Raw genomic sequence first — 22,018 nt, 5'->3', positions numbered from 1 at the left:
TGGATGAATTTAACCACATGAATCAGTGATTATATTCATCAGAATGCGTTTAGATTGAACATAAAGTAAACCGCAAAGATAAACAGACCCTATGAATGAAAGCCAGATTTTCAGGGCGGCTACGGCCGCCTTTTATCTTTAATTGACGATTATTTAACATAAATGATAGCGCTGTCATTTTATATTTTATATGATGCTAACACGCGACAATCAGAATCTAAGGTCTAGGACCAGGAGTAAGCATGTTCAAAGCGAGCCTTATTGCGGCGTTAATGATGCCCTTGGCTGCACAGGCCCATGCCCAGGAAAAGCTAAGCCAGGAGCAAATAAACGCGTTTGCCACAAACACCGAGTTCACGTTTGCGGTAAACAGCAACTTCCATAATGAGGATAAGAGCTTTCTTGGCAGTATTAGGCTTACTAACCGCTCTAGAGTCAGCCTGCCTGCCGGCGAGCAGCCCTGGCAGATTTACCTGCACAGTGTGCGCAAGATAAAAGAGGGAGTCAGTCAGGGCCTGCGTATTGAGCATGTGAATGGCGATTTGCATCGCCTGAGTCCGACGGCCAGCTTCAACGGCCTGGCGGCCGGTGAACAATTAGAAATTCCTTTTGAAGCGGCGGTCTGGGTAGTTGCCTACAGCGACTTTATGCCCCGGGCCTTTATGGTGGGTCACAATACCGAGCCAGCCATTTTTGCCAATACCAACAGCGAAGACTTCAGCGATTTTGTTGCTCCTTTTACCCAGGAGCAGCAGCTGCGTCGCTATAATCAGCCTCAAGATCTCACCCCCTTAATGACCGCCGAGCTGCGCTACGAACTTAACGCCAGCACCCAGCAGGCGGATGCCGAGCAGGCGCAAACACGCATAGTTCCTAAGCCCCAGGAATTTGAGGTTAATCGCGGCAAAACCACCCTTTCCGATGCCTGGCAAATTCGTTATGCCGGGCAACTGCAGTCGGAAGTGGCCTTGTTTCAGAGTGATTTAGAGAAGAAGTACCAACTGGCACTCGAGGCGCAGGCCGATCATATCGACGCGCCCAACAACAAGCTGATCAGCATAGGTGTTGATAGCAAAATCGGTAACAAAGAAGGCTATCGGCTGGAGATAGATGGCGAGCATATTCGCATTATGGGAGCCGACAATGCCGGCGCCTTTTATGGCATGCGAAGCCTGTTGGCCTTATTGCCGGCAACGGGCAGTCCAACCCTGGCCAATGTGGAGATAAGCGATGCGCCACGCTATCCATGGCGGGGCATGCATTATGACAATGGTCGTAACTTCCATGGTAAAGAGGCCATGTTTAAGCTGGTCGAGCAAATGGCGCGATACAAGATGAATCGCTTGCACTGGCATTTCTCGGAAGATGAGGGTTGGCGTTTGCAGATCCCTGGATTGGAAGAGCTGACCGAGGTCGGCGCCTACCGCTGCTTTGATCTGGCTGAAAACCGCTGCTTGCTGACTCAGCTGGGTACCGGGCCCTTTAAATCAGGCTCGGGCAATGGCTATTTGAGCCGCGCCGACTTTATTGAATTACTGCGCTTTGCCAAGGCTCGCCATATCGATATCATTCCGGAAATTGAGGGCCCAGGTCATGCTCGTGCTTCCATTAAGGCCATGGAGGCGCGTTACCGTAAACTAAAAGCGCAGGCTGAAGCCGTGGCCAGCAACTCGCTGCTCACCCCAAAAAGCGGGGACCAGGAGTTTTCAGGCGCGGATTTATCTAAGGCGACCCAATACCTGCTGACCGATCCCAAGGACAGCTCCAGTTATATTACGGTGCAGAATTACACGGATAACTCGATGAATGTCTGCATGGACTCCACCTATGCCTTTATCGACAAGGTCACTTATGAATTACAGCAGATGTACCGCGAGGCCGGCACCAAGCTGAACTATTTGCATATCGGTGGCGACGAGGTCGGCGCTGGCTCCTGGGTGGGCTCTCCCGCCTGTCAGGCGCTTTTTGCCGAGCCTAATAATGGCGTAGCCGGGGTTGCTGATTTAAAGCCGTATTTTACCAAGCGCGTGGCCGACTTATTGCACAAACGCGGCATTGCCCCCGGGATCTGGGAAGACGGCATTATGTACGACAAGGTGAACTCTTTTAATCGCGATGAATACGCGAACAAAACCTTCTTTACCAATGCCTGGGATAATATTTGGGAGTGGGGCGTAGCCGACAGGGCCTATCGCCTGGCCAATGACGGCTATCAGGTGGTGCTCTCTCATGGTACGCATTTATATTTTGACCATCCCTATGAGCCGCATCCCGAGGAGCGCGGCTATTACTGGGCGACTCGCTATACCGATACCAAAAAGGTCTTTACCTATATGCCGGATAACGTTTACGCCAATGCCGACTTTACCCGCACCGGCGCCGCCATAGACAACCTTGAAGCCTTGGTGGGAAGGCCCATGCCTGCTTTGCAAAAGCCGGAAAATATTCTCGGCATGCAGGGTCAGGTGTGGTCAGAAACCATACGTACCGAGGCGCAGCTGCTGGCCATGGTGTTCCCTCGTATGCTGGCCGTGGCCGAGCGCGCTTGGAGCAAGGCCCCTTGGGAAGGAGAACAAGTTAAAGTGGGCGCACGCGAGCAAGACTGGCAGGAGTTTGCTGCTACCTTGGCGCTCAAAGAGTTGGCCAAGCTGAATCGTGACGGCATAGCGCTGAATTTGCCTGTGCCCGGTGCTAAGTTGAGTGAGGGTCGCGTGGTGGCCAACAGTGCTTTTGCCGGCTTGGCGATAGAATACAGCCTGGATAAGGGCGTTAGCTGGCAGCTTTATCAGCAGCCGCTTACGCTGACTGAGGGTGGTGAGGTCTTGCTTCGTACTCGAGTGCAAGATCAGGTGAGTCGCACCACGTCGGTGTTCGTGCAGTAAAGACAAGAGAGCATGTCAGCGCTGCCAAAAGTATCAATTAATTGGTATTCTGAACTGCTCATTTTTACGACTAAAAAATAATAATAAATAGCGCTTTTAATGGCCGTTTGCTCAAGCAGTGCAAGCGCCTTAAAGGTAAACAATTCGACAACGAGAAAGTGTTATGGAAGCAACAGTGTCTACAACCAAAAAACAAAGCAACTTTGTGCCTATGGCTATTGTTGCCACCCTATTCTTTATCCTCGGGTTTGCGACCTGGCTCAATGGTTCATTGATGCCTTATCTAAAGCAAATCCTGGATTTAACGCCCCTACAGGCATCACTTATTTTATTCTCCTTCTATATCGCCGTGACCTTTACCGCGGTGCCTTCGGCGATCATCATCAAGAAGATTGGCTATAAGAATGGCATGGCATTGGGTATGGCGGTGATGATGCTGGCCGGCTTTTTATATGTGCCGGCGGCCAAAACCCAGGTGTTTGCGCTGTTTTTGTTTGCGCAACTGGTGATGGGTATAGGCCAAACCCTGTTGCAAACCGCGGTTAACCCTTATGTGGTGCGTATCGGCCCGGAAGAGTCGGCGGCGGCACGCGTCAGTGTTATGGGTATCTTAAATAAAAGTGCCGGTGTACTCGCACCCATGGTCTTTACCGCACTGATCCTAATTAACTTTACAGGCCTTGTGGGCAAGGACTTAAGCCAGGAAGAAATTGACCAAATGGCCAACAGCCTGATCTTCCCTTACATCGGTATGGCACTGTTTATCGGTGTGTTGGCGCTGGCCGTTAAATTCTCCCCCCTGCCTGAGCTAATCGATGACGACACCCAAGCCCATGAAAAGGGCATGGTGAAAGCCGCCTTGGCTCGTCCTAATCTGGCCTTAGGTGTACTTGCTTTGTTCGTGTATGTGGCCGTTGAGGTCATTGCCGGCGACACCATAGGCACCTTTGCCCTGGCGTTGGGCGTTGAAAAATACAGTGTGATGACCTCCTATACCATGGTCTGTATGGTGCTGGGTTATGCTCTGGGTATCCTCTTGATCCCACGAGTGCTGTCACAACAAATGGCGCTGACTATCTCGGCGATCTTGGGCTGTGTGCTTACCTTGGCCATTGTGCTTGGCGATGCGCAATCGACTATGATTGCCAACGCTCTGTTGGTGCCTTTTGGTGGCGTGGCACTGCCTGATCCTCTATTGCTGATCGCCGTGCTTGGTTTTGCCAATGCCATTGTGTGGCCAGCGGTGTGGCCATTGGCGCTCTCTGGATTGGGTAAGCTGACCAGTGTGGGGTCAGGGCTGTTAATTATGGGTATAGCCGGTGGTGCATTCGGCCCGTTATTCTGGGGCTTGGCAAGCGGTAGCGATGGCGGTGCTCAGGGACAGCAGAGCGCTTATTTAGTCATGTTACCTTGTTATCTGTTCATTCTTTTCTATGCTATCAAAGGCCATAAGATGACTTCCTGGAAGTGATCGGAATCTAGATTAGTGGCAACCATCCCGTGTTAATGCCAGCGTATGCTGGCATTTTTTATGGCTAAGAGTCTAATAGTAGGGTGCGCAGTTGGCACAAGGACTTAACCTCATAGGTCGGGGTTAAATGCGCGGGCGCTAATTTTTCCAAGCGATTGAGCCAACAGGTGTCGATACCGGCATTGATACCACCCTGAATATCCGACTCCAGGGTATCGCCGACCATAAGGATCTCGTTTTTCGGCGGATTACCCATCAACTCAAAGGCGTGCTCAAACACCGCCATATGCGGCTTGGCATAGCCCACCTGCTCGGAGATCACCAACCACTCAAAGGTGCCCTTTAAACCCGTTTGCTCCAGGCGGGCGCTTTGCAGCTCGGTAAAGCCATTGGTAATGATCCCCAGTCGAGCCTTGCCCTGTAGGGCGTTTAACAGCTCGATAGCGCCTGGCAGTGGCTGGCATATTTGCGCCATGGCCTCCATAAACCACAAGTTTAATTGCTGGGGCGAGATATCTAGGCGCTCGGCCCAGGACATAAAGCGTCTCTCCTGCAATTGTTTGGCACTGATCTCGTTATTCTGATACTGCACCCACAGCGGCTTATTGATCTGCTCAAAGGTGCGGTAGTCCTGCTCGCTAAAGGCAACATTGAGTTTGGCGAACATGGCCTGTAAGCCGGCAAAGGCATCGAAATGAAACAGGGTTTCATCGGCATCAAATAATATCCAGGGATAACGCATGACTTAACTCGAAAATAGTTCGGGGTGATTAAAGGGCGCCATGGCCAGGGTAAGCGCCTGTTGATAGGTGCTTTGGCGGGTGGCATGGCCGCGGGTAAGAAGGCCAATGGCGCCGCCCTGCTGCTTGATATTGGTGGTATTAAAGGCTGCATCCATCACATCGCCAAGTTCCTGGCCCTGTTGTAACTTTTCGAACAGCGATTCAGGTAAAGGGAGGTTGCAGCTACGGCCAACGCTCAATTGATGATTATCGGCGATCACCACATAGGCGAAGGTGGCGGCACCATAGTCGAAGCGGGCCGCGCCTCCTTCCATGGCCATATAGAAGTCCCCCTGATAATGCTCCTGGCAATAACGCACGCGGTTTTCGGCACCTTGTAGGGTATCTGGTTCACCAAGGGGCTGATCGGCCACCCCGGAAGGGGCGTCGACACCTAGGCAGTCGATATGGTAATCGGGAAAGTAGGTGGCAAGCGTGGCTTTTGCGGCATTTACTTTAACTGGGTTTTTGGAGCCGACGATCAACTTAAGTTGTTTTGCTGCGGAACTTATGGCCATTTCCTTGTCCTTTTAGGTGCTTTTGGTCATTGTATCATGGCCGCAGGGAGGGGCACACAGGCCCAAGGGAAGTCTGAGGTTAAGGTCGAAGGACTCTTTAATGGGCACCAAGGAGCAGCAGGTTCTGGCCATTCTCCAGGCAATGTTTGTAGTCGCTTTGCTGCCAGTCTAAGGTTGAAAATACTTTTGCCTCAAGCTGGCGCCAATGATTGATATCACGATGCCGTTTATGCACATGAGCGATATTCTCGGCGACCTTCAAAATAGCGTAGTACAGCTTTTCTTCTTCGCTATGCGGCTCATCCAGAAAGTGTAGATCATGATGGTGCAACACTATGCTGCACAGGGAGCTTGGCAAATGCCAGGAATTCGCCATATAAAAGCCGAGCATGGCGTGGTTACAGGGATAACGTTGGTCTTCCAGTGCGGTAAGCGAGGCCTGACAGTTATCATCGGCGGCGCTAAGAACCTGCACATAGTCAGGAAAATTCATGGCCATAACCGGAATGCCGATATCATGAAACAGGCCCAGGGTTTGTATATTATCAAGAGCGATACCGTGCTTTTGTCCTTGAGCCAGATACAAGCACAGCCGCGATATCTCGGTGGCACTATCCCAAAACCTGTCTAAGGAGATACAGCAACTAGGCTGAGGAAAAACCTGCTTAACCAAATAGCCGGAGGTGAGGTGACTAATGGTATTGAGTCCCAGTAATTTAACCGCCTGTTTTACATCCGTGATTTCCAGCTCGGACATGAGTTCGGGCAAGTTTATAAGGCGTAACACCAAGGCTGCCAGGGCGACATCGGCGGTGATCAATTCACTGACCTTATTCAGGCTGGGCTCGCTCCGGTTTAGCTCAGCCTGCAATTCATTCAGCGCCGCAGGCCTAACGGGTAGCTTATAGCCCGTCTCTAATTGTGAAAAAACATCGTCATTTATGCCCAGCATAGAACCCCCGCACCACCATGTTAAGTTTAGTCGATTTCCCCTTTGTCGCTAGCTGAACTGGCGCCAGCGCTTCGTGAGTCAGCTTTCGATAAGGCAAGACAAGGCTTGGTAACAAGGTCATAATGGCGTAGGTATTTACTCTAAGAATTAATAACTATGCGAACTTTTTTAAAACTTTGTTTCTTAATTATGGCCTTGTCGACGACAGCGGCCTGCGCCGACGATAAGCCCTATATCGGCGTGATTGATAGCGCCAGCTTATTGAGTGAATATAAAACCTTTGCCACCGCCTACGATGATTTTGCTCCAAGCGATGACGATCTGGCGCAGATGCACAAGCTAACGGGTAAGTCTCTGTTGGTGCTATTCGGCACCTGGTGCCACGACAGCGAGCGTGAAGTACCGCGACTGCTAAAGTTACTGGCACTGAGCAAGGTTGAACTCGCCCAGCTTGAGCTGGTGGCCGTGGATTACAGTAAAAAAGATGACAGGGGCTTGGCCGAGCAATTTGCGCTTAAATACACCCCCACCTTTATCGTCCTCGATGGCGACACAGAACTAGTGCGAGTGGTGGAAAAACCTGAGGGCTCACTGGCCGAAGCGCTCACTGATTTTAATTAGTTTATCGAAGTGGTTTTAAGCTATAAGGCTTAGTTGGAATAAAAGCTGACTAAGCTTTTTGTATGCCAAAGACACAAAAGTTCGGTTATTTCAGGGAATGATTTACAAGGGAAGTAGGAAAAATGGTGGCCCCACCTGGACTCGAACCAGGGACCTAACGATTATGAGTCGTGCGCTCTAACCAACTGAGCTATAGGGCCATTTTGTGTACTTGGTGCAGTCGGAGTATACACGTCCATGATGATCTGCACTCAGCTCGGTCATCTACGACCTCGCGTTCTTCTCTTTCGAAGTGATGTTAAATCACTTCTCAAAGCCTTTGGCTTACGTTTATCACCTAAGCTATAGGGCCATTTTGTATTCTTGATGCTTACCTTGTTTTTACAGGATAGGAGATATCCTCAAGTAAGCGCCGAGCAGTATAAAAACTTTTCCAGGCCTTGTCACTAGCTGGAAGGGGATTATTTAAGTTTGTATAAATCAACTGCTTACTTATTGGCCTATCAGCCACTCACCATTGTTTTCAAAGGCTCAATACAAAAAAAGCCGACATCATGTCGGCTTTGGCTTTGCTTAACAATTTAATTTACAGACCTAGTTTCTTCTCTAGATAGTGGATGTTGGTGCCACCATTTTGGAAGTTCTCGTCCGCTAAAATAATCTTGTGCAGTTCGGTGTTGGTCTTGATGCCGTCGATCACCAGCTCATTGAGCGCGTTGCGCGCACGAGCAATGGCTATATCACGGTTTTCACCGTAACAGATCAGCTTACCAATCATCGAATCGTAATGCGGCGGTACAGTGTAATCCGCATAAATGTGGCTGTCCCAACGAATTCCTAGACCACCGGCAGGGTGGAAGCGGGTGATTTTACCCGGTGAAGGAATAAAGGTTTTCGGGTCTTCCGCATTGATACGGCACTCGATGGCGTGACCGCGGATCACAACATCGTCCTGAGTGATAGACAGTGGCTGACCGGCAGCAATTTTTAGCTGCTCTTTGATCAAGTCAATACCGGTTACCATCTCAGTTACAGGGTGCTCTACCTGAATACGTGTGTTCATTTCGATGAAATAGAACTCGCGTTTTCATACAGGAATTCGAATGTACCGGCACCACGGTAGCCGATTTCGATACAGGCACGGGTACAGCGGTCACCGATGTACTTACGCATTTCCGCGGTAATACCCGGTGCTGGCGCTTCTTCCACAACCTTTTGGTGACGACGCTGCATTGAACAGTCACGCTCGCCCAGGTGGATAGCATTGCCTTGACCATCGGCCAGTACCTGAACTTCGATATGACGTGGGTTTTCAAGGAATTTTTCCATGTAAACCATGCCATTACCAAAGAACTGCTTGGCTTCTTGCTGAGTCAGGGCGATCGAGTTTACAAGCTCTTTCTCGCTGCGAACCACACGCATACCACGACCACCACCGCCACCTGCGGCCTTGATGATCACCGGATAACCGATACGCTTAGCGATTTGCATATTGCGCTCGTTATCTTCCGTTAGCGGGCCGTCTGAACCCGGTACGCAAGGTACGCCGGCTTTACGCATGGCTTCGATAGCCGATACCTTATCACCCATAAGGCGAATGGTGTCGCCCTTTGGACCGATAAAGATAAAGCCACTTTGCTCGACTTGGTCGGCAAAATCCGCGTTTTCAGAAAGGAAACCGTAGCCAGGGTGAATGGCTACCGCGTCGGTTACTTCGGCGGCGGCGATAATACGAGGAATGTCCAGGTAGCTTTCGCTGGCGGCCGGCTTACCGATACAAATAGTCTCATCTGCAAGGAGCACGTGTTTTAAGTCGCGGTCCGCGGTTGAGTGAACCGCTACCGTTTTAATACCTAGCTCTTTACAGGCGCGCAATACGCGAAGTGCAATTTCACCTCGGTTTGCGATAACAACTTTATCTAACATAGTTGATGCCTTGTTTGGGGGACGCGATTATTCGATGATGAAAAGTGGTTGATCGAACTCAACTGGCTCGCCATTTTCAACCAGGATAGCTTTAACCGTACCGGCTTTGTCCGCTTCGATCTGGTTCATCATCTTCATCGCTTCAACGATACACAGGGTGTCGCCTACGCTTACTTTTGTGCCTACTTCTACGTATGCAGCCGCTTCAGGTGAAGAAGCAGAGTAGAAAGTACCTACCATAGGTGATTTAACCTGATGGCCAGCAGGTTGTGCTGGTGCTGCGGCTGGTGCTTCAGCGGCAGGAGCTGCTGCTGGAGCAGGAGCGGCCATAGGGGCTGCAGCTGTGTAATGTTGTGGCATAGCTACTGGAGCTGGGCTGTGACGGTTAATACGTACCGACTCTTCACCTTCGGTGATTTCTAGCTCAGCAATACCTGTTTCTTCAACAAGCTCGATTAATTTTTTAATTTTGCGAATGTCCATGAAAAACCCGCCTATTAGTTAGTTTTTTAATTCGAATCTTGCAACCGGCTAACCGCTGCTTGCAGCGCGAAGTGATAGCCCATTGCACCAAAACCACAGATAACACCTTGCGCCACATCGGAAAAATAAGAGTGGTGGCGAAAGGCTTCCCGTTGATGAATGTTGCTCAGGTGTACCTCAAAGAAAGGAATGGCAACGCTTAGTAAGGCGTCACGCAGGGCGACACTGGTGTGCGTAAATGCGGCAGGGTTAATAATAATGCTATCAACTTGCTGCCAGGCATCATGTATACGCTCAATCAGGGCCGCTTCGCTATTACTTTGAAAGTGCTCTAGTTCAACATTGAGTGCCGCGGCTGCATCATTTAGTTCATCGGTAATTTGTACCAATGTCTTGGAACCGTACTTATCCGGCTCACGACGACCCAGCATATTTAAATTTGGGCCGTTGATAACTAAAATCTTAAACTTTGCAGTCATAATGCGACTAAAATCCTTTAACTTGTGAGTTATAAGCGTTTATACAAATATCAGTAGTAAACTTAAGGGTAAAAGTTGCAAATAGCAAATTTTTCTCACTTTAGCGAACTATTATAGTGAGTTCGAGGAAAATAGCAGCAAAATACTGGTCTAATCACCTTGGAGGTTAAATTTGCAGAGCTGGCAAAAGAAAGGAGCAAAGTGCCCTAAATGACACTTTGCTTTATTTAGGCTTGGTTAGCTTCCTGCCTGATCGCGTACTTTTTGTAGATGCGCGGCAAAGTCGTCGGCACCCATAAAGCCGGTGACCCGTAATTCCGGAAGTTCTTTACCATCTTGGTTAAAGAACAAGATGCTGGGTAAGCCGAACACGGTAAATGCTTCCATCAGCTCAATGGAGCTGTCATTGGTGTCGGTTAAATCGATTTGCACTAGGGTAAAGTGCTTAAACTGCTGTTGCACCTGCTCCTTGGGGAAGGTGTAGTGCTCAAATTCTTTACAGGCCACACACCAATCGGCATAAAGGTCGACCATAACCAGGCCTTCTGTATTGGCCAGCAGCTCATTGAGCTCAGTTAGGTCGGCAACATGAACGAACTCGCCACTGGCGGCTTGTTGCTGTGTTTGCACCTGTTGTACGACCGTTGGAGGCCACACATAGTTTTTAACCAGCATTAAACCGCTAATAAACAAGGTCATGGCCATGGCCCAAAGAATCGTTTTGCCTCGGCCCTGAGTTTGGCCACTTTGCCAATAATGCAGGTAGATGGCGGTAGCTATACTTAATATACCGGCCATAAGTAAAATCACCTCGAACGGCAAAATGCGCTCAAGCAGAATTAAAGGCACGAATAACATCAAGAGGCCGAACAGGGTTTTTACCTGCTCCATCCAGCCACCGGCCTTAGGCAGAAGTTTACCTCCCGAGGTACCAAGTAATAGCAGCGGCAGACCCATGCCCAGGCTTAAGGCATACAGGGTGAGGGCGCCAATCATATAGTCACCGCTTTGCGCCACATAAAGTAAGGCCGCGGAAAGCGGTGCGGTCGTACAAGGCGAGGCGATAAGACCCGACAGCACGCCCATCAGGAAAACCCCTGCATAATTACCGCCCTGTTGCTTGTTGCTGACCTTGGTTAAACGCTCCATCATGCCCTGTGGCAGGCGAATTTCGTAAAAACCGAACATAGACAGTGCCAGCAATACAAACAGCAGGCTAAAGCTGATCAGCACATAAGGGTGTTGCAGATAACCCTGAATATGGCCGCCAAAGTAGGCAACCACTAACCCCAGCAGCGCATAAGTAATGGCCATACCCTGTACATAGACGAAGGACAGGCTAAAGGCCTTGCGGGTCGAGAGGTGCTTTTGTCCGGCGATAAGACTGGACAGAATAGGGAACATGGGGAAGACGCAGGGGGTAAAGGCCAGGCCAATACCGACCACAAAAAAGAACACCAAGTTGGTGAACAGGCTTTGACTGGCCAAACGCTCGGTTAGCGATTGCTCACCTTTGTTGTTGCTTTTGCTGCCGTTATCTTTTGCTTTAGTCTCGGGTGTGCCTTGCGCCATAAGGGCATCGGTCACAGCCCCGGTCGTTGCTGGAGCTGCACCGCCGACCAGGGAAAGTGGAATTTCTATAACCTCGGGCGGGTAGCAAAGCCCGGCTTCCGCACAGCCTTGATAGCGCATTTTTACCAAGGCACCGTCGGAAATATTGCTGACCTTTAAGCTAAAGCTTACGGCATTAAAATAGACTTCGGTGCGACCGAAAAACTCGTCTTCAATCATTTCACCGCCGGGCAACTGGGCGGGGGGCGTCACGGTCGCGCCTTTGCCGACAAACTCTAACTTATGCTTGTAGAGGTAGTAGCCGGGCTCTATATCCCAATTGATAAGCAGGGTTTCACCTTGTTGATCAAAGTCCAGCTTAAAGGCCTGGTCAACGGGTAAAAAGGTGGTTGCTTGGGTCTTGAGTAAACTATCAAGCACCGAGTTATTGGCCCAGGAGCCAGCACTAAAGGCAAGGGTAAATATGATCAGCCAGATACGCATGAGCAATTGCATTAATTAAGTACCTCGTCCATCCAATTGAAGTAGGCCAAATTTCCCGTTGTTACATCGATTACCTGAATCTCAGGTACCTCGTAGCTGTGTAATTTTTTAATGGTTTGAATCACTTGGTTCATCTTCTCGGATTTTGTTTTGATCAGCAGTTTGGTTTCGGTAGCGCTGGTCACCTCATCTTGCCACATGTAGATAGACTCTACTTCTGGAAGGATGTTCACACACGCCGCCAACTTTAACTGCACCAGTTGTTCTGCCATGGCCCGCGCCTCTTGTTTGTTAGCGCAGGTAGTAAATATCAGCCGATAATGGGTAGTCATAATGAACCTTTTTATACGTTCTTTTTCTAACCCCATACTAGCCGATAGCAAGGTTAAAACCTATAGAAGCTCGGCAGAAGACTTGAAAAGTGACCTTGTCAGCCGCACATTTATTTCATTGAATTAAACGAGACTCAGTATGTTTAGAGCATTATTCCTACTTTTTATCATTATCCCCATCATAGAAATTGCCCTGCTAATTCAGGTAAGTGACGTTATTGGTGGCTTTGCGACCATAGCCCTGATAGTGGTGACCGCCATCCTAGGTGCAAAATTAGTGAAGCAACAAGGCATGGGTGCTATGCGTGATGCTCAGCTGCAAATGGCGCAGGGACAAATGCCGGCAGAGCAAATGTTTACCGGTATCTGCGTGATTATCGCCGGGGTTTTATTATTAACACCGGGTATTGTGACCGATGTGTTCGGTTTTCTATTGTTAACTCCGGCGGTGCGTAAACGCATGTCGGCTGCCTTTGCCTCACAAGCGCAGGTGCATATGACTCAAGGTGGTGGCTTCAGCGCACATTATCATAGTTCGCGTACAAGCCATCACAGCTCAGAGCAGCATTCAGTACACTCAGAGCGCGGCCAATCAAACACCACAATTGAAGGTGAATTTGAACGTAAAGAGTAAAATTTTTAACTTTTACTCTTGGGTTTTAATTTGCTCACCCCCATAAAAGTACACAATCAAATTTTAAGATTTTCTGTAGTTGTTCAGAAACTGTTAGGAGAACTAAACAAATGAACATTCGTCCTTTACATGATCGCGTGATCGTTAAGCGTCTAGAAGAAGAAACCAAGTCTGCTGGCGGCATCGTGCTTACCGGTTCTGCCGCAGAGAAATCTTCACGTGGTGAAGTAATTGCAGTGGGCAATGGCCGTGTATTGGATAACGGCGAAGTACGCGCGTTAGAAGTAAAAGCGGGTGACACAGTGCTATTCGGCTCTTATGTTGAAAAAACAGAGAAGATCGAAGGCCAGGAATACCTGATCATGCGTGAAGACAACATTCTCGGTATCGTAGGCTAAATTAGCCTCCCTAGTGTTGTATTAATACCCGGATTAAACAGAATTTAGAGGAAAGAATAATGGCAGCAAAAGAAGTTCGTTTTGCAAATGACGCTCGCGCAAAAATGCTTAAGGGCGTAAACGTATTAGCAGATGCGGTAAAAGTTACTTTAGGTCCTAAAGGCCGTAACGTTGTTTTAGACAAGTCATTCGGCGCACCAGTTATCACTAAAGACGGTGTATCGGTAGCAAAAGAAATCGAATTAGAAGACAAGTTCGAGAACATGGGCGCACAAATGGTCAAAGAAGTTGCTTCTAAAGCCAATGACGCCGCCGGTGACGGTACCACTACTGCAACCGTTCTTGCGCAAGCCATCGTAAACGAAGGCCTTAAAGCCGTTGCTGCGGGCATGAACCCAATGGATCTTAAGCGCGGTATCGATAAAGCGGTGATTGCAGCCGTTGAAGAACTTAAAGCTCTTTCAGTACCTTGTGCAGACACCAAAGCAATCGCTCAGGTAGGTACTATTTCAGCAAACTCTGATTCAGAAATCGGTGACATCATTGCCGAAGCAATGGAAAAAGTAGGCCGCGAATCAGGCGTTATCACGGTTGAAGAAGGCCAGTCACTACAAAACGAACTAGACGTTGTAGAAGGCATGCAGTTCGACCGTGGTTACCTGTCTCCTTACTTCATCAACAACCCAGAGAAAGGCCAGGTTGAGCTAGATAACCCGCATATTCTTCTTGTTGATAAGAAAATCTCAAACATCCGTGAGCTACTTCCAACTCTTGAAGCGGTTGCTAAGACTAGCAAGCCTCTTCTTATCGTTGCCGAAGACCTTGAAGGTGAAGCACTGGCAACACTAGTAGTGAACAACATGCGTGGCATCGTTAAAGTTGCTGCGGTTAAAGCACCTGGTTTCGGCGACCGTCGTAAAGCCATGCTGCAAGACATCGCTATCCTGACTAACGGTACTGTGATTTCTGAAGAAATCGGTCTTGAGCTTGAGAAAGCGACCCTGGAAGACCTAGGTACTGCTAAGCGCGTTGTGATCACTAAAGACGACACAACCATCATCGATGGTGCTGGCGAGCAAGTTGCTATCGACGGACGCGTAGGTCAGATCAAGGCGCAAATCGAAGAAGCGACTTCAGACTACGACAAAGAGAAGCTACAAGAGCGTATGGCTAAACTAGCCGGCGGTGTTGCAGTAATCAAGGTTGGCGCAGCAACTGAAGTTGAAATGAAAGAGAAGAAAGACCGCGTAGAAGATGCGCTTCACGCAACTCGCGCCGCGGTTGAAGAAGGTGTAGTACCTGGTGGTGGTGTTGCGCTAGTACGTGTTGCTTCAAAGATTGCTTCACTGACAGCGGACAACGATGACCAGAACCACGGTATCAATGTTGCACTTCGTGCCATGGAAGCACCACTTCGTCAAATCGTTTCTAACGCCGGTGACGAAGCATCAGTAGTTGTTAACGCAGTTAAAGCCGGTGACGGTAACTATGGTTACAACGCTGCAAACGGCGAATACAACGACATGATCGAAATGGGTATCCTAGATCCAACTAAGGTAACGCGCTCTGCACTACAGTTCGCCGCGTCAGTTGCTGGTTTAATGATCACCACAGAAGCCATGGTTGCTGAAATTCCTAAAGATGAAGCTGCTCCAGATATGGGCGGCATGGGCGGAATGGGTGGCATGGGCGGCATGATGTAATCCCCCAGAACATCTAGTTCGTTAAAAAACCCAGCTTCGGCTGGGTTTTTTCATTTTCAGCCCCTTAACCACTTACATCAATAGGAGGTTGTTATCCATTTAGGTTTGCCTATTAACTGCTGGCCTTAGTCGGTATTTGCAGTGTTTCAGACGTCATATCCCCCCTCCATCACACCCGAAAAGAGAAAATTGAAGAGCAATTAGCAAACGTGGACGTTTGCAAAGCTATGTCCGGGACAGGGAAGTGCCGTACATAGTGGTTGCGTACATTTCAATTTTCACTTTCAGGAAAGAGTGTGATGTCGGGGCGACGTTTTCTTGGTTCGTTCTTTTTCGTCGCTCAAAAAGAATGAACGAGGGGCTCATGGATGAGACCAGATAACAGCCTAGGAAGGCGTAACCCTATGGGCTATGCTGACAATGCCCCCTTCCTCAGAAGGTAGATCTTTACTATTAGGGTAAAGACAGGGTACAAACCATAATGGATGATTACGTTTGGTAACGAACTTGTTGATTGATTTGTGATCTAAATCCATGTGAACGGGTCTATATTAAATACCAATTCACTTAAATAGCTAATCATTCTAGCGGGCTAAATATCGTGCTAACTGCGTTGAAATTTTTCTATGTAGAATAACTACATAAGAAAAATTCCGCCTTGTTATCACATCATTTATCCAGCGCTATATCTGATCACATACTTAACAGAATTGGTATAGCAGACTTAAACGGAGAGCATTATGAAAGTACGTACAGTATTAGTGGCCTTAATGGCCATGGCTGCATCGGCGGTGACCTATGCCGGTGAGGCCAAAATTAAGTGGCAGGATTTAAATGACTACGCGGATGCCCGTCCCGGCAACGATGTGAAAAAGCCTTTTCACGAGCGCTTGATGAAAAATTTTGACAAGCACTTTAATTTTGAGGCGCAAAACTTACCCGAGGGTAGCGTGTTTAATGTCGAAATAACCGATTTGGATTTGGCTGGTGAAGTGCGCCACGGCATGAACGAGTTTCGGGTGATGAAGCCTATTTATTTTCCGCGCATAGAATTTAGTTACCAACTGCTTGATAAAGACGGCAAGGTTTTAAGTAGCGGCGATGTAGACATAAAAGATATGGCCTATATGGATCATATACGCTCGATACGTGGCGATGACGAGTTTTACTATGATTTCCGCCTGCTCAGCTCCTGGTTTACGGATACCCTGTACCCTGAGCTAGGCATAGAGCCGAAAAAGGTTTATCGCTAGTTGGGTTGTAGGTTGAGGTTCACCCCGACAAAAGGCATAGTACGCTTACCTTGTAGGCCTTTCGGCAATGGGTTCCTGCATGCTCTACTACCGCCATCCCTGGCGGCAAAGGCCGAACTATTTAAAGGTCGATAGCAGAGCAAGCAGGTTTTGCAGCTTAAGCACGGCTTTTTTCAACAGGGCTTCGTCCAGTTCTTGTGCCTCGCTTAGCGCTTCAATATCGGCAGCTACATCAAGAACATACGGCTTGAACCGTTTGGCGGCGAAGGAGAAGCCCGCGTCTTCATTAAACAAAGCTTGGAATTTACCATGGCCGTCTTTTTGCAATTGATCTAACTTTTGATCCGCGTCGAGCGCCTGTCGGTAGGCGAGTTTAAGGTTTTCGTTTAGCTTTTCAATAATCGAGTTCATATTCCGGATCTGTTTCTCTTTGCGGTTTACTTTACGTTTAATCTAAACGCATTAGCTAAAGAGCTAACACATTTGGCTGATATGGTACGTGGATTCGGTTAAAAAGTCAGGTAAGGGCTATGAATATACCGGCGAGCGCATTTCCTGCTATGGCCTTTGCACCATTGCTTGAAATGTCGGCGCGTAGCACCGACCTACACCCCGACAAAAATGCGCATAACTCTCCCTTTGTCGGCGCGAAGCACCGATCTACAATTGATTAGGGCTCTAGATGAAGATCTATCGGTGTCTTGCTGTGCTCGCCACCTATTTCTCTTACCAGTTTGGGTACTAAGAAGCCAGGTAGGGCGCTGAGCATTTGCGCCATCAGCGCTTTAGCTTCGGCATCGCTAACTTCAAAATGGGCGGCGCCTTGCACCTTGTCGAGCTGATGCAGGTAATAAGGAAGAATACCGGCTTCGAATAAACGTTCGCTGAGCGTAACCTGCGCATCGATATTGTCATTCACTTCTTTTAGCAGCACAGCCTGATTTAACTGGGTCACGCCAGCGGCTTTAAGCTGAGTGCAGGCCTTAGCAAAATGATCGTCTATTTCATTGCCGTGATTAATATGGTGCACAAAGACTACCTGCAAGCGGGTGTTGGCGAATATCTCGCACAGCGCTTTGGTGATGCGGGCGGGAATGGTCACTGGTAAACGGGAGTGAATGCGCAGGCGCCTAATATTGGGCAAGGCCTCTAATTGCGCGACAAACCAGGCGATATGCTCGTCCTTGGCCATTAATGGGTCGCCGCCGCTTAGGATAACTTCATTCACTTCATCATGGGCGGCGATATACGCCAGCTTTTCCTCTAAAGCGGAGCGATTAAGCTGATTATCTGCGTAGGGAAAATGGCGACGAAAACAATAGCGGCAATTAATGGCGCAGGCAGATTTAAATACCAAGAGTACCCGGGAGCGATATTTATGCAGTAAACCGGGTTGTGTATTGTCCTGCTCTTCAAGCGGATCTGTGCTGTAGCCGGGGGCCTGTTGAAACTCTTGTCGGCGCGGTAAAACCTGTAATAACAAGGGGTCGCGAGGGTTTCCCTTTTGCATTTTGGCAATAAAGGGGCGTGGCACGCGCAGGTTAAACAGGCTTCTTGCCTCGTTGTCGGGAAGAAAGTCGGCTTCGGGTAATTCGAGTAATGAGAGCAGCTCTTCTGGACGAGTAACCACCTCGGCCAATTCTTTTTGCCAGTTTTTATGCAAATTTACTTCGATTCTTTGTATCATTGACAGGTTAATTACTCGAGAAATTGTATTAGAGGACAAGATGGCGAATTATAGCACCAACGAGTTCAAGGGTGGCCTTAAATTTATGATGGACGGCGAGCCTTGCAGCATCCTTGAAAATGAGGTTGTTAAGCCTGGTAAAGGTCAAGCGTTTAACCGTGTAAAAGTACGTAAGCTGATCTCTGGTAAGGTTTTAGAAAAAACCTTTAAATCAGGTGAGACGGTTGAAGGGGCCGATGTAATGGATACCGATCTGGCGTATCTGTACACCGACGGTGAATTCTGGCACTTCATGAACAACGAAACCTTTGAGCAGATCGCCGCAGACGAAAAAGCGGTTGGCGACAACGTGAAATGGTTAGTTGAAAACGACTCATGCACCATCACCCTATGGAACGGTAACCCGATTGCTGTGACTCCACCTAACTTTGTTGAGCTGGAAGTAACGGAAACGGATCCGGGCCTAAAAGGTGACACAGCCGGTACCGGTGGCAAGCCTGCAACCCTTAACACGGGTGCGGTAGTTCGCGTTCCTTTGTTCATCCAAATCGGTGAAGTGATCAAGGTTGATACGCGCTCTGGCGAATACGTAAGCCGTGTAAAATAAACGCTTTTAGCGTTACAATCCCTTCGGGACAAGCCCTTCGGGACAAGCCCTTCGGGACAAGCCCTTAGGGATAAGCCCAGCCCGGCTAGCCGCGCTGGGATTTTTTATGTCTCAGTTTTGCAAAGTGAGGAAAGAACGAATGAGTCAGCAAGATGTTTTATGGCAACCGAGTGCGAGTATTGAAACGCTGAGGCAGCGCGCCGCTATTTTACGGGCCATTCGCGAATTCTTTTTTGAGCGTCAGGTGTTGGAGGTGGACACGCCATCTTTGTCCCAGGCGAGCGTGACCGATGAGCATTTGCAAGGCTTTGCCACCGAATTTGTCGGCCAGGGCTACGCTCAAGGTTTACCCCTGTATCTGCAAACCTCGCCGGAATACGCCATGAAGCGTCTACTAGCGGCGGGTAGCGGCGCAATCTACCAAATTTGCAAGGCGTTTCGTAACGAAGAAAATGGTCGCCATCATAACCCCGAATTTACCATGCTCGAGTGGTATCGCCCTGGGTTTGATGAGTTTGCACTGATGGATGAAATTGACGAGCTGATGCAACTGGTGCTCGATACCGAGCGCGCCGAGCGTATCAGTTATCAGCAGGCGTTTCTTCAGGTGCTGGCCATAGATCCATTAACCGTTACCCTAGAAGAGCTAAAACAGGTGGCCACTGCGCAGGGCTTTGGAAACATTGCCGCTACGGAGCGCGATGCAGATACTTTGCTGCAGTTACTTTTCTGTATGGTGATTGAGCCGCAGATAGGGCAAGAGCGCCCCTGTTTTGTGTATCACTTTCCTGCATCCCAAGCCGCACTGGCGCGGCTTAATGAGCAAGACCCGCGCGTTGCCGGCCGCTTCGAGCTGTATTATCAGAATCTGGAGCTGGCCAACGGCTTTAATGAATTAACCGATGCCAGCGAACAGCGACAGCGTTTTGAAAAGGATAACAAAAAACGCCTGGAGCGCGGATTGCAGCAAGTGGATATGGATGAGCATCTGCTGGGTGCACTAGAAGCTGGCTTACCAGCCTGTGCCGGCGTGGCATTAGGAATAGATCGCCTGGTGATGCTGGCGTGTAACAAACAGCATATCAAGGAAGTCTTAAGTTTCGATGTTGATCGAGCTTAGTCGCTATAGAGTATGGGTGTCGGCCGGGTGGTCGGCATTTTTTAAACGCAGTTTGGCTTCGAATAGAGCTTCAGCTTAGAAGGTATCTACTTAGGTAATCAAATGGAGATTTAAAAAATAAGGGGGAGATGGGGCGACTGACGAGACTTGAACTCGCGACAACCGGAATCACAATCCAGGGCTCTACCAACTGAGCTACAGCCGCCATAAAGAAGTTACACACCTCTCGATGTGTGGCGCGCATAATACATAGTTTAATTGAGGTTGTGAAGAGTAAATTGGCGAGTTTTTTCCGTTTGCTGTAAATTTAATCACTAAAGGTACGTAACTAGATAAAAAATAGGCAAAAAGCACCACTTGCTTTTATTATTAGGTGAGCCGCAGCAATGTTGGGTTGCGGTTTATGAGAAAGTTTTGAGATAATTACGGATTAGGTACAACGAAGTTGTTTAATTTCATCGTTGTATCAAACAAAAAGCGGATGATAGGAGCGCTAATGGAAACTGTAACTAACTGGATCTCTGAAAACTCGGATCTACTAATACACTATGCGGTACAATTTGTACTTGCACTCGTTGTCTTCTTTGTTGGTATGCGCATTGCTAAATGGTGTAGCAACTTAACTCAAAAAGCATTTGCAAAGCGTAATGTCGATAAGGCTGTAGGTTCATTCTGCGGTAGCATTATTTATGCGCTGGTTTTTGTTGGTACCATACTGATGGCTTTGTCTCAGGTTGGTATTGAAACAACATCCTTTATCGCTATTTTAGGTGCCGCTGGCTTAGCGGTTGGTTTAGCGCTACAAGGCTCGCTATCAAACTTCGCTTCAGGCGTGCTTATTATCATCCTTCGTCCTTTCAAATCAGGCGACTACATCGAAGCGGGTGGTAAAGCCGGTTCGGTACGCAAGATTGAAATCTTTTCAACTGAGCTAAATACACCAGATAACAAAATCATCGTAATGCCTAACTCAGCCATTATGTCTGGCCCTATCGTGAATTATTCTCGCGAACAGACTCGTCGAATCGACTTGGTAATTGGTGTAAGCTACGATGCGGATCTGAAAAAAGCGAAAAGCGTATTAAAGTCGGTACTTGATGCCGAGAGCCGTATTTTGAAAGACCCAGCCTACACAGTGGCTGTGAGCGAGTTGGCCGATTCAAGCGTTAACTTCGTTGTTCGTCCTTGGGTGAACACAGCAGATTACTGGCCAACGTATTTCGATCTAATGGAAAATATTAAGATTGAACTAGACGCTAATGATGTTGGCATTCCATACCCACAAATGGATGTGCACTTACATAAAACTGGCGAATAATCAGGGGAATATCGCTAACATGAAATTGAAGTACCTATCTCTATTAGTTGCAGCTTGTGCTGCAACTAATGTTGTTGCAGAAGAGAAAAAAACCTGGGAAGCAAACGCCGAACTAGGTGCCATTATCACCAGTGGTAACACCGAAACAACGACCTTTAAAGGCGCGCTAACCGTTAAACACAATTTAGAAAAGTGGAATAACGAGTACAAATTAAGCGGCCTGTACAAAGAAGATGAAGTTGAGCAGGACGATGGCACTAAAATTACCGAGCGCACCAATGAAAAGTACTTTGGTTCTGCACAGGGTAATTACAAATTAAACGAGAAGAATGCGCACTTATTCATCTATGGCTCATATCTGAGCGATTACTTTGGTGCCTATCGTGAGGAAGCTGTGATTTCGGGCGGTTATGGTTTACGCCTAATCGACAATGAAACCATGGTATTAAATGCCGAATTTGGTCCTGGTTATAAGTATTTTAGATACCCGGATGACAGCACCGAAGTTGATGACAACGGTCAGTCGCTTGCCGATGAATGGGAAGGTGAAGTGATCGCCCTAGCTAAAGCAGATTATACCTGGCAGATCTCTGAAGGTGCCAAGTTTACTCAGCTTTTGGCGGTGGAATATGGTGATACCAACACCAAAACTCGCTCTGAGACAGCTTTGCTAACTAAAATCAACGGCTCATTACAAATGAAAGTTGGTTTCAATGTTACGCACAACTCAGATGTTGCAGATGACAAAGACAATACCGATACTGAAACGGCATTGACCCTAGTTTATAACTTCTAAG

General features: G+C 48.3%; 20 protein-coding genes, 2 tRNA genes and 1 pseudogene. 11 read left to right on the top strand and 12 right to left on the bottom strand.

The window, feature by feature from the left end; genetic code table 11:
* The first annotated feature begins 242 nt into the window (after nucleotides 1-242).
* Both C2M34_RS03280 and nagP read left to right on the top strand, forming a co-directional pair.
* Complete coding sequence (locus tag C2M34_RS03280) at nucleotides 243-2,882, top strand: family 20 glycosylhydrolase (protein ID WP_199878768.1); 2,640 nt, start codon at nucleotides 243-245, stop codon at nucleotides 2,880-2,882.
* Between the two features lie 163 nt (nucleotides 2,883-3,045).
* Entirely contained in the window at nucleotides 3,046-4,353 is a 1,308-nt protein-coding gene (gene nagP, locus C2M34_RS03275) for an N-acetylglucosamine MFS transporter NagP (protein ID WP_105258056.1), read from the top strand.
* 64 nt (nucleotides 4,354-4,417) lie between these two features.
* On the opposite strand, the gene yjjG is transcribed toward nagP, so the two are convergent.
* From yjjG to C2M34_RS03260, 3 genes are all read right to left on the bottom strand, one after another.
* The gene (gene yjjG / locus C2M34_RS03270) at nucleotides 4,418-5,095 is read right to left on the bottom strand and encodes a pyrimidine 5'-nucleotidase (protein ID WP_105199379.1); all 678 of its coding nucleotides are present in this window, start codon (nucleotides 5,093-5,095) and stop codon (nucleotides 4,418-4,420) included.
* 3 nt (nucleotides 5,096-5,098) lie between these two features.
* Nucleotides 5,099-5,653, bottom strand: coding sequence for an inosine/xanthosine triphosphatase (gene yjjX, locus C2M34_RS03265; protein WP_105199380.1), 555 nt, complete (start codon nucleotides 5,651-5,653; stop codon nucleotides 5,099-5,101).
* A gap of 97 nt (nucleotides 5,654-5,750) precedes the next feature.
* The gene (locus C2M34_RS03260) at nucleotides 5,751-6,605 is read right to left on the bottom strand and encodes an HDOD domain-containing protein (protein ID WP_105258055.1); all 855 of its coding nucleotides are present in this window, start codon (nucleotides 6,603-6,605) and stop codon (nucleotides 5,751-5,753) included.
* A gap of 156 nt (nucleotides 6,606-6,761) precedes the next feature.
* On the opposite strand from C2M34_RS03260, the gene C2M34_RS03255 reads away from it, so the two are divergent.
* A complete protein-coding gene (locus C2M34_RS03255) occupies nucleotides 6,762-7,226 on the top strand; it encodes a thioredoxin (RefSeq protein WP_234398762.1) in 465 nt (154 codons plus the stop codon).
* Between the two features lie 123 nt (nucleotides 7,227-7,349).
* Here C2M34_RS03255 and C2M34_RS03250 read toward each other — a convergent pair.
* The 6 genes and pseudogenes from C2M34_RS03250 to cutA all read right to left on the bottom strand — a co-directional run bounded on the left by C2M34_RS03250 (nucleotide 7,350) and on the right by cutA (nucleotide 12,501).
* Nucleotides 7,350-7,426 (bottom strand) — tRNA-Ile (locus C2M34_RS03250).
* Between the two features lie 386 nt (nucleotides 7,427-7,812).
* Nucleotides 7,813-9,152, bottom strand: a pseudogene (gene accC, locus C2M34_RS03245) (acetyl-CoA carboxylase biotin carboxylase subunit).
* 27 nt (nucleotides 9,153-9,179) lie between these two features.
* Entirely contained in the window at nucleotides 9,180-9,635 is a 456-nt protein-coding gene (gene accB / locus C2M34_RS03240) for an acetyl-CoA carboxylase biotin carboxyl carrier protein (RefSeq protein WP_105199384.1), read from the bottom strand.
* Nucleotides 9,636-9,661: 26 nt separating this feature from the next.
* A complete protein-coding gene (gene aroQ / locus C2M34_RS03235; RefSeq protein WP_105213430.1) occupies nucleotides 9,662-10,114 on the bottom strand; it encodes a type II 3-dehydroquinate dehydratase in 453 nt (150 codons plus the stop codon).
* Nucleotides 10,115-10,351: 237 nt separating this feature from the next.
* Nucleotides 10,352-12,169: a protein-disulfide reductase DsbD gene (locus C2M34_RS03230; RefSeq protein WP_105258125.1), complete on the bottom strand. Its 1,818-nt coding sequence runs from the start codon at nucleotides 12,167-12,169 to the stop codon at nucleotides 10,352-10,354.
* Nucleotides 12,170-12,180: 11 nt separating this feature from the next.
* Nucleotides 12,181-12,501: a divalent-cation tolerance protein CutA gene (cutA, locus tag C2M34_RS03225; RefSeq protein WP_105199386.1), complete on the bottom strand. Its 321-nt coding sequence runs from the start codon at nucleotides 12,499-12,501 to the stop codon at nucleotides 12,181-12,183.
* 139 nt (nucleotides 12,502-12,640) lie between these two features.
* On the opposite strand from cutA, the gene C2M34_RS03220 reads away from it, so the two are divergent.
* From C2M34_RS03220 to C2M34_RS03205, 4 genes are all read left to right on the top strand, one after another.
* Nucleotides 12,641-13,135, top strand: a complete 495-nt coding sequence (locus tag C2M34_RS03220) for an FxsA family protein (RefSeq protein ID WP_105258053.1) — start codon at nucleotides 12,641-12,643, stop codon at nucleotides 13,133-13,135.
* Between the two features lie 110 nt (nucleotides 13,136-13,245).
* Nucleotides 13,246-13,533, top strand: coding sequence for a co-chaperone GroES (locus C2M34_RS03215; RefSeq protein ID WP_105199388.1), 288 nt, complete (start codon nucleotides 13,246-13,248; stop codon nucleotides 13,531-13,533).
* A gap of 59 nt (nucleotides 13,534-13,592) precedes the next feature.
* Entirely contained in the window at nucleotides 13,593-15,236 is a 1,644-nt protein-coding gene (groL, locus tag C2M34_RS03210; protein WP_105199389.1) for a chaperonin GroEL, read from the top strand.
* A gap of 740 nt (nucleotides 15,237-15,976) precedes the next feature.
* Nucleotides 15,977-16,489, top strand: coding sequence for a DUF3016 domain-containing protein (locus C2M34_RS03205; RefSeq protein WP_105199390.1), 513 nt, complete (start codon nucleotides 15,977-15,979; stop codon nucleotides 16,487-16,489).
* 117 nt (nucleotides 16,490-16,606) lie between these two features.
* Here the strand turns inward: C2M34_RS03205 and C2M34_RS03200 are convergent, their stop codons facing one another.
* Nucleotides 16,607-16,900: a prephenate dehydrogenase gene (locus tag C2M34_RS03200; RefSeq protein WP_105199391.1), complete on the bottom strand. Its 294-nt coding sequence runs from the start codon at nucleotides 16,898-16,900 to the stop codon at nucleotides 16,607-16,609.
* Between the two features lie 259 nt (nucleotides 16,901-17,159).
* Nucleotides 17,160-18,176: an EF-P beta-lysylation protein EpmB gene (gene epmB, locus C2M34_RS03195; RefSeq protein WP_105258052.1), complete on the bottom strand. Its 1,017-nt coding sequence runs from the start codon at nucleotides 18,174-18,176 to the stop codon at nucleotides 17,160-17,162.
* A gap of 40 nt (nucleotides 18,177-18,216) precedes the next feature.
* Between epmB and efp the strand changes: the two genes are divergently transcribed.
* Both efp and epmA read left to right on the top strand, forming a co-directional pair.
* Nucleotides 18,217-18,783 (top strand): elongation factor P, encoded by a 567-nt coding sequence (efp, locus tag C2M34_RS03190; protein ID WP_105213424.1) that lies wholly within the window; start codon nucleotides 18,217-18,219, stop codon nucleotides 18,781-18,783.
* 139 nt (nucleotides 18,784-18,922) lie between these two features.
* A complete protein-coding gene (gene epmA, locus C2M34_RS03185) occupies nucleotides 18,923-19,903 on the top strand; it encodes an elongation factor P--(R)-beta-lysine ligase (protein WP_105258051.1) in 981 nt (326 codons plus the stop codon).
* 129 nt (nucleotides 19,904-20,032) lie between these two features.
* Here epmA and C2M34_RS03180 read toward each other — a convergent pair.
* Nucleotides 20,033-20,108, bottom strand: a tRNA-His gene (locus tag C2M34_RS03180).
* A gap of 291 nt (nucleotides 20,109-20,399) precedes the next feature.
* Between C2M34_RS03180 and C2M34_RS03175 the strand changes: the two genes are divergently transcribed.
* Both C2M34_RS03175 and C2M34_RS03170 read left to right on the top strand, forming a co-directional pair.
* Nucleotides 20,400-21,221: a mechanosensitive ion channel domain-containing protein gene (locus C2M34_RS03175; RefSeq protein WP_105199395.1), complete on the top strand. Its 822-nt coding sequence runs from the start codon at nucleotides 20,400-20,402 to the stop codon at nucleotides 21,219-21,221.
* Nucleotides 21,222-21,240: 19 nt separating this feature from the next.
* Nucleotides 21,241-22,017: a DUF481 domain-containing protein gene (locus C2M34_RS03170; RefSeq protein WP_105258050.1), complete on the top strand. Its 777-nt coding sequence runs from the start codon at nucleotides 21,241-21,243 to the stop codon at nucleotides 22,015-22,017.
* Nucleotide 22,018: the final 1 nt, after the last annotated feature.

The sequence above is a fragment of the Pseudoalteromonas sp. T1lg88 genome (assembly GCF_002964765.1).
Lineage (GTDB): Bacteria > Pseudomonadota > Gammaproteobacteria > Enterobacterales > Alteromonadaceae > Pseudoalteromonas.
Note: the sequence above shows the minus strand (reverse complement) of the source record. Positions and strands in the feature narration are given on the sequence as shown.